We start from the raw sequence: 7,273 nt of genomic DNA, 5'->3' as shown, positions 1-7,273 counted from the left end.
AGGAAGCCTTTCAAGGCGGAAACCGCCTTTGAAAGGCGCTCCGTGAACATTTCATCCCCATCCCGAACAGCTGATAATGAGCAGAATTGGCGCGTTCAGCTGCGCAGACCAGCAATATGCCAAGGTCTCGTACTGCACCAAGCCCGCCTGTCCGCAGTCACGTCAATGGAACCCGAGCAGCAATGCCGACTGGTAAAACACGAAAGACACGCCCCAAGCATAGACCAGAGACAGAACCAGCGAAAAGGTGGTGAAGCCCCAGGACTTGGATTCGCCACGGACCGTGGCAATGGTTGTCAAGCATGGCGTGTAAAGCAGACAAAACAGGCAGAAACTGTAGGCTTGGACGGCCGTGACCGTATGGGCGATCTCGCCGGAAATCGCGGATGACGGCAATGCATAGATGGTTGACAGGGAACCGATCACGATTTCCTTGGCAATAAAGCCGAAAATCAGCGCAAGTGTGAGATATGGATCAATCCCGATCGGTTTCATGACCGGCTGCAGGAAAGTGCCGATCTGACCGCCCCAGGTGTGCAGCCCGGTGGCATGGGTCGGGAAGTTGGTCAGGAACCAGACGGCGGCGCAGCCGACAATGATGAACTTGGTGGCCCGCCGCAGGAACACCCGCAACTCGCCCCAGCCGCGCATGAGGACAAGCCGCAGTGTCGGCACCCGGTAGGGCGGCAGTTCCAGCATGAACGGCTCGTTGCTCTTGAACTGCTTGGACCGGTTCATGACCACTGCGGCCAGAAACGCCGCCGCGAAGCTGATCACATAAAAGGAAAACAGGACAAACGGCCCGAAAGCCGCTGGAAAGGTCGCCGCAATGATGAACACAAACACGGCAAGGCGCGCAGAGCACAGCGAAAACGGGATCACCAGCATGGACAAAAGCCGAAGGGACCGGCTGCGCATCACACGCGTTCCCATGAGGGCTGGAACATTGCAGCCAAACCCCATCATCTGCATGACGAAAGCGCGCCCGTCGAGCCCGGCCCGGCGCATGAGCGCATCCATCAGATAGGCCGCACGGGACAGATACCCGCTGTCTTCAACTGCCGCCATGCAGAAGAAGAACAGGATAATCAACCCCATGAAGGACGCAACGGTGGCAACGCCAAGCCAGACACCGTTCAATAAAAAGTCGCGCAATCCTGAAGGCAGCGGTGACAAGGCCGGTTCGATCAGCACCTTCTGAAGCCAGTCGGTTCCGCTGCCGATCCAGTCCTGGGATGGCAGGCCCACCGTCCAGATCAACCAGAAAACGCCGAGCATGATGGCGAAAAAAAGCGGCAAGCCCAGCACCGGGTGCAACAGGATCCGGTCAAGTCTTTCACTGAAAGTCGTCGGGATCTCATCGGGAAACGCAACAGCGCCGGAAATGGCCTCTTCCAGGGTTTCGTCACACATCAACGTGTTGCGAAGCGTGTCATAGTCCGGGACGATTGCAGGTTCCCGGGACCGGCGGCGGGTCTGGTCGGTCAGGTCCTCCAGAGCCTTTGCACAGCCTTCACCATATTTGGCACTGATCAGATGAAACGGCATGCCGAACCGCTTGCTCAGCACGGCCGTATCGATCTCGATATCGAGTTTCCTGGCTTCATCGGCCATGTTCAACATGACAACTGCGGGAAGACCAAGGGTCCTGATTTGAAGGACGGTCAGGATCTGCCGGTCGATCTGTGCGGCGTTCAGGACCACAACAACCATATCGATCTCGACACTCGTCAGGAAGTTGCAGACCACCTTTTCGTCGTCGCTGTAACCTTCCAGATCGAAAACACCCGGCAAGTCAACACATTCCACCCGGTCCCCACTCCAGTTGACCGTCGCCTTCATCAAATCGACGGTCATGCCCGGCCAGTTCGCAACCGATGCATGAGCGCCCGTGATCCTGTTGAACAGCATTGATTTGCCGGTGTTGGGCTGACCGATAAAGGCAACGCGCGCGACCCTTGAAGACGTTTCAAGGGGTTCGTCTGATCCCCGAAGCACAGATGCGGCTTGGTCCAGCATGTTCGACCGTCCTGACTTTTCAAAACCAGCTTGCGGAAGGGGCGGTTTCAGGTGCTTTCGGACCTGTTTGGATCGCCTTCATCGTGATGCTGCAGCACCACCAGCTCGGCTTCCGAGCGGCGAACGGCAATATTGGTGGTCTTGCCGACGCGCACGACCAGGGGTCCGCCAAGCCAGCCCTTTCGCAACACTCTCAGCTTGCGCAAGGGCGCAACGCCGAACGCCCGAAACCGGGTGATCAATCCTTCACCAAAACTGCCGCCGGATACTGTTTTGACGCTTCTCGTTACGCCGACACATGCAGACGTCAATCGAGTTTCGTTTTCCGGATCGGTCATGAGACACCCCGTTGCAAAGACAATTGCCTGTCAAAGGTTATGGGTACTGGAAGGTTTGGTTTCAAAATTTAGTTTTGATTGTTACAGAACCTTAATATCTCATATATCTTGTTTTGTTTTCAGTACTTTAGAATACTTCCAAAATGAGCTCTGCTGGCGGTTTTTACAATGCCTTCTCTTCTGAGGCAGCCAGTATCCCGCCGGCCCCCAAGCGCTCCGCCAGCAAGTCGTAGACTTGTCGGATCCTGCGGTTCTTGTGCAATTCCCGATGGGTCACAAGCCAAAGCGGGAACCGGATCGGCTCCATGGCGGGAAACACGTCGACAACATCCGGAAACCGCCGGGCAATATCATCCGCCATCACACCTATCCCCAGCCCCTCACGCACCAGCTGCCAGGCAACCACGCCGCTGGCGCAATTGTGCCGGATCGCAGAGCGCTCCAGCAAAATGCCAAAATCCTGAAACCAGCGCACCATCTCGTCCCGGTCGCCGAACCCGACCAGTTGCGCGGTGGCCAGTTCGTCCACTCCCCGAGGCCAGCCGCGACGGTCAAGATAGGTCCGGGACGCATAGAACCGGGCGGTCATGTTCCGCAAGAGCTTGCCGATCAGGTCCGGCTCGACCGGGCGGACGTGGCGCAGGGCAATATCGGCTTCCCGTTGCAGCAGATCACTGAGACTGTTGGAGGCAAGGATATCGATCTGAATGCCAGGCGCGGTTTCGCGCAGCTCGTCCACGAAACCCGGCAACACATAGGTGGACATCAAATCGGAGGCGGAAATGCAGACGGTTCCTTCAATCGCCTTTGACTGTCCGGCCGCCGTCAACGCCATGCGGTTCGCGGCCTCCGCCATTGCCCTGACATGCGGCAACAGTTCCGCGCCCGAAGGCGTCAGGACATAGGAACGCCCGACACGCTCGAACAGCACCACCTCGATTTCCGTTTCCAGTGCCGAAATCTGCCGCCCGAGCGTGGGTTGCGACACACCAAGGGCGCGAGCGGCTGCCGACAAGGAGCCCTCCTCCGCCGCAGCGAGAAAAGCCCGTGCCCGGTTCCAGTCAAACGAGATGGCCGCCCAATTCATGCAATTTTGTATATCGCACCTGCAGATATATGCAATTTCGGGACGCCTCCTGCTGCACTAAGACTGATCAGGCAACACGCGGAAACGCATCCAGTATCGGAGCAAGGGCATGACGACTTCCACCGGGGTCAAGGACATTCAGGGGGCACGGTTTTGGGACGGGATCGCCGAAAAATATGCAGCTGCCCCGATCCGCGACCCGCGAAGCTATGAGATCTGGCTCGCCCGTGTCGCGGAACATATCGGGCCGGATGCTCACGTTCTCGAACTGGGCTGCGGGACCGGATCGACAGCCCTCAAGCTTTCACCGCTTGTCAAAACCTACCTTGCAACCGATTTCGCCGCGAACATGATCGAGATCGCAAACAGCAAGCTGACACAAGACAGCCCGGAAAACCTGCGTTTCCTGCAAGCAGACCCGTTCGACCCGCGGATCGCCCCTCCTCGGAACGGACCCGAAGACGGGTATGACGCGATACTGGGCTTTAACTTCCTGCATCTGGTCGAGGACATGGAGGCCGTGGCGCGGCAGGCTTTCGACATGCTGAAGCCCGGCGGTCTGTTCATTACAAAAACCGTTTGCCTGAAACGCAGCCGATGGCTGTTCGGACCCCTGATCGCTGCCCTCAGAGCGTTCGGCAAGGCACCGAAACTGCATTTCATCTCCGAAACCGACGTCGAAAAGATGCTGGACACCGCCGGATTCACGCTTCTGGAAACCCAGACATTCGGCAAGAAGGTCAGAGGCCATTTCGTCGTCGCGAGGAAACCCAAAACGCCCCTTTAGATTGCATTCCGGCTTGCAGGGGCCTAGGGCTGAGGGAAAACCCAGAAAGGTGATTCCTTGCAGCTTTCCATTTTACGCCGCCTGTTGCCCGGGTTCGGAACCACCTATGGCCCGGCAGGCGACGGCCCCTTCCCCGGTATCCTGATCCTGCACGGCTCCGAGGGCGGCTGGTCCGGCTGGTCGCACCGCTTGGCGGTGATACTGGCCGCACACGGCTTTCTTGCCTATCCGCACAGCTATTCCAGATCCGGCAACGCCTGGAATGCCGGCGCCATCAAGGACGTTCCGCTGGACCGGACGGCCGAAGCGCTCAACGCCTTGCGCTCGTTTGGTCCCTGCTCCGGCAAGGCCGGCATCTACGGCGTGTCGCGGGGTGCCGAACATGCTCTGCTGCTGACTTCCCTGATGGCCAAAGAAGACTTGCCGGATCTGCCGGACGCAGTTGCCGCACATTCTCCCGCCGATGTCATTTGCGGAGCATTTGACGCGTGCAAATGGCGGGACAAAGGTGATCCCGGTTGGCAAGCATGGGATCCGGCAGAGCGGGCCTGGACATGGCGCGGAAGCTCCGATCACCTGCTTCCAACGACCCCGATCGCCATTGAGGCCTATCCCGGACCGGTTCTCCTGAGCCACGGCCTGAAAGACGATGTCTGGTCGCCGGAAATGACCATGCGTCTGGCCGAGCGCCTCAAGGCTCATGGCCGGTCCGCTGACGTCCATCTCTATCCCGGCGAACCCCATGTTCCGACATCCGAAGGCGAGAACCGGCACAATGCGGATCTGCTTGCCTTTTTCGGCAAGCACCTGTCCTGACGCCTCTGGGTCCACAGCAGCCCCCGCAATTCCGGCAAGCAACCCGGCCATTTAAATCGATTTAAAAATCATGCTACTCTCGTGAATTGCCGCCTCAGGTTGCCCCCCGACTTTCGTGAAAGACACCATGTTCCGCAAACACCACAGCTTCTTCGCGTCCATGTTCCTGACGGTTCTGGCCGATCAAATCCTTCTGTTTCTGGTGCCGCTCGTGGTGTTCCAGATGACGGGGAGCGTCGCGTGGTCCGGGCTGGCCTTTTTTTTCGAGACCCTGCCGCGTTATGCCGCTTTTCCCGTCTGCGGCATCTTGTGTGACCGGATGTCACCGATTGCCCTGTTGCGCATCAGCCGCCTGCTGCGGGCCGCTGTGTGTGTGGCCGGCATCACCGGTCAGATCCTGTTTGGCGGTGTCTGGTGGCTGATCGGTCTGTCCGCCATTGCAGGCGTCTTGACCACTCAGGGCCTTCTGGCACTTGAAGTGGTTCTTGTGCGCGCCTTCCAGACGGAACGGTTCGAGCAGGTGGCAAGTTATGCGCAACTGGCCTCGCAGCTGGGTGTCGTGCTGGCACCGCTGGCGGCAGGATATCTTCTGGCGGTCATGCCCTGGCAAGGCGCTGTTGTGCTGGCGACCGCGCTCTTCGTTCTTGCCGACATTGCCTTCATGGCCTGGCCCGGGCGCAAAGCCGTCCAGCCGCTCGCCGGGACACCACAGAGACGCCACCCCGCCCGCGACCTGATCCAGGCCGCAAGACTGGTCTGGACACTCCCGGGTCTCATGGGCGCGATTGCTCAGGCCGCAGGGGTCAATCTGATCGTCGGTGCCACGCTGGCGACGGCCGCCGCCATGATGACCGGCCTTTTCCAGCAAAGCGATCAGACCTATGCATGGCTCCTGGCCGGAGGCGCGCTGGCGACTGTTCTGGTCCTGAGTTTCACCGCCCATGCCCGTATCAGGCTCGGAACCCTTGGCGCTGTGGCCTATACCGGTATCTTCCTCGGCGCTGTTCTGACCGGCTCAGGCGCAACACCCTGGGTCTATGCAGCCGGCTTCCTGTTCATCGCCGGGTTCGACAAGATGTTCAACATCTATGTGCGCACCTTGCGAAAGGAGATCATTCCTCCTGAAGATTTCGGAAAAACGACCGGCATGATCATTTGCCTGAACAATCTGTCCCAGCCAATTGCCGGTTTGCTTGTCGCAACCTTTGCATCGGGAGACGATGCGCGCCCGGTCCTGTTGGCACTTGCGGGGGGCATGGCGTTGCTTGGCCTGGCAAGCTCACGTAGGGTCGGTCTTGCCAAGCGTATGATCTCGCGGTTTCAGCTCCGTAGGAACGCTTAAATCGGACATTTGTGATCTTAACGTCATATTTAAAATGTTGCACTGCGATATCATATGCAATGGTGCAGCTTGCCGTCAGGCATGTTCAAGACGTTGGAGTCCCGTCGACGTGTTTAATCTTACCGGACAAAAAGCACTGGTGGTTGGCGTGGCCAACGACCAGTCGATTGCCTATGGGTGTGCAAAAGCCTTCAGGAACCAGGGGGCCGATGTAGCCATTACCTATCATACGGAAAGGGCCGCCGAATTTGTGCGGCCGCTGGCGGGTGAACTCGGGGCGGACATAATCGCTCCCATGGATGTCAGCGACGAAGCCCAGCTCGATGCCCTCTTCGACCTGATCCGGAAAAAATGGGGCAAGCTGGATATTCTCCTGCATTCCATTGCGTACTCCAAAAAGGAAGACTTGCATGGCCGGGTGATCGATTCATCCCCTGACGGCTTCGCGCTTGCCATGGACATCTCGGTCCACTCCTTCCTGCGCCTGATCAGGCGGGCCGAGCCCCTGATGGAATACGGAGGCACCTGCATGACGGTGTCCTTCATGGGCTCGCAGTTCGTGGTGCGAAACTACAGCGTCATGGGGCCGGTCAAGGCCGCCCTTGAAGCTGCGACACGATATGCGGCCGCCGAACTCGGACCGAAGGGCATTTCGGTTCATGCGCTGTCCCCCGGGCCCTTGCGGACCCGTGCTGCGTCGGGGATTGCGGAATTCGATGCCCTGATGAATGACGCGGCCGAACGCGCACCCACACATCACCTTGCCACCATCGACGATGTCGGCGCCTACGCCGCCTTCCTCGCCAGCCGCGAAGCCTTCAACGTGACCGGCGGCGTGCATCAGATCGACGGCGGCTACAGCATAATTGGATAGGATTTAAGTC

General features: G+C 58.9%; 7 protein-coding genes. 4 read left to right on the top strand and 3 right to left on the bottom strand.

The window, feature by feature from the left end:
- Nucleotides 1–162: 162 nt before the first annotated feature.
- The 3 genes from feoB to E1297_RS28225 all read right to left on the bottom strand — a co-directional run bounded on the left by feoB (nucleotide 163) and on the right by E1297_RS28225 (nucleotide 3,444).
- Nucleotides 163–2,019, bottom strand: a complete 1,857-nt coding sequence (feoB, locus tag E1297_RS28235) for a ferrous iron transport protein B (RefSeq protein WP_155144130.1) — start codon at nucleotides 2,017–2,019, stop codon at nucleotides 163–165.
- Nucleotides 2,020–2,066: 47 nt separating this feature from the next.
- On the bottom strand, nucleotides 2,067–2,357 hold the full coding sequence (locus E1297_RS28230; protein WP_155144128.1) for a FeoA family protein: 291 nt from the start codon (nucleotides 2,355–2,357) through the stop codon (nucleotides 2,067–2,069).
- 163 nt (nucleotides 2,358–2,520) lie between these two features.
- Nucleotides 2,521–3,444 (bottom strand): LysR family transcriptional regulator, encoded by a 924-nt coding sequence (locus E1297_RS28225; RefSeq protein WP_155144126.1) that lies wholly within the window; start codon nucleotides 3,442–3,444, stop codon nucleotides 2,521–2,523.
- 109 nt (nucleotides 3,445–3,553) lie between these two features.
- Here E1297_RS28225 and E1297_RS28220 point away from each other — a divergent pair, with 109 nt between their 5' ends.
- From E1297_RS28220 to fabI, 4 genes are all read left to right on the top strand, one after another.
- Nucleotides 3,554–4,231: a class I SAM-dependent methyltransferase gene (locus E1297_RS28220; protein ID WP_155144124.1), complete on the top strand. Its 678-nt coding sequence runs from the start codon at nucleotides 3,554–3,556 to the stop codon at nucleotides 4,229–4,231.
- A gap of 57 nt (nucleotides 4,232–4,288) precedes the next feature.
- Nucleotides 4,289–5,047: a S9 family peptidase gene (locus E1297_RS28215; protein ID WP_155144122.1), complete on the top strand. Its 759-nt coding sequence runs from the start codon at nucleotides 4,289–4,291 to the stop codon at nucleotides 5,045–5,047.
- A 127-nt stretch (nucleotides 5,048–5,174) separates the two neighbouring features.
- Nucleotides 5,175–6,389 carry an MFS transporter gene (locus E1297_RS28210; protein ID WP_155144120.1) on the top strand — a complete coding sequence of 405 codons (1,215 nt, stop codon included), beginning with the start codon at nucleotides 5,175–5,177 and terminating at the stop codon, nucleotides 6,387–6,389.
- A gap of 109 nt (nucleotides 6,390–6,498) precedes the next feature.
- A complete protein-coding gene (gene fabI / locus E1297_RS28205) occupies nucleotides 6,499–7,263 on the top strand; it encodes an enoyl-ACP reductase FabI (protein WP_368669709.1) in 765 nt (254 codons plus the stop codon).
- Nucleotides 7,264–7,273 lie beyond the last annotated feature (10 nt).

Source organism: Roseibium sp. RKSG952 (assembly GCF_009711355.1).
The sequence above is the reverse complement of the archived record's forward strand: the minus strand, read 5'-3'. Positions and strand labels throughout refer to the sequence as shown.

What these genes read in the sequence shown, in the direction of transcription:
- E1297_RS28225 (WP_155144126.1), bottom strand. Translation starts at nt 3,444, where the DNA reads ATGAATTGGGCGGCCATCTCGTTTGACTGGAACCGGGCACGGGCTTTT.
- E1297_RS28210 (WP_155144120.1), top strand. Translation starts at nt 5,175, where the DNA reads ATGTTCCGCAAACACCACAGCTTCTTCGCGTCCATGTTCCTGACGGTT.
- feoB (WP_155144130.1), bottom strand. Translation starts at nt 2,019, where the DNA reads ATGCTGGACCAAGCCGCATCTGTGCTTCGGGGATCAGACGAACCCCTT.
- E1297_RS28230 (WP_155144128.1), bottom strand. Translation starts at nt 2,357, where the DNA reads ATGACCGATCCGGAAAACGAAACTCGATTGACGTCTGCATGTGTCGGC.
- E1297_RS28220 (WP_155144124.1), top strand. Translation starts at nt 3,554, where the DNA reads ATGACGACTTCCACCGGGGTCAAGGACATTCAGGGGGCACGGTTTTGG.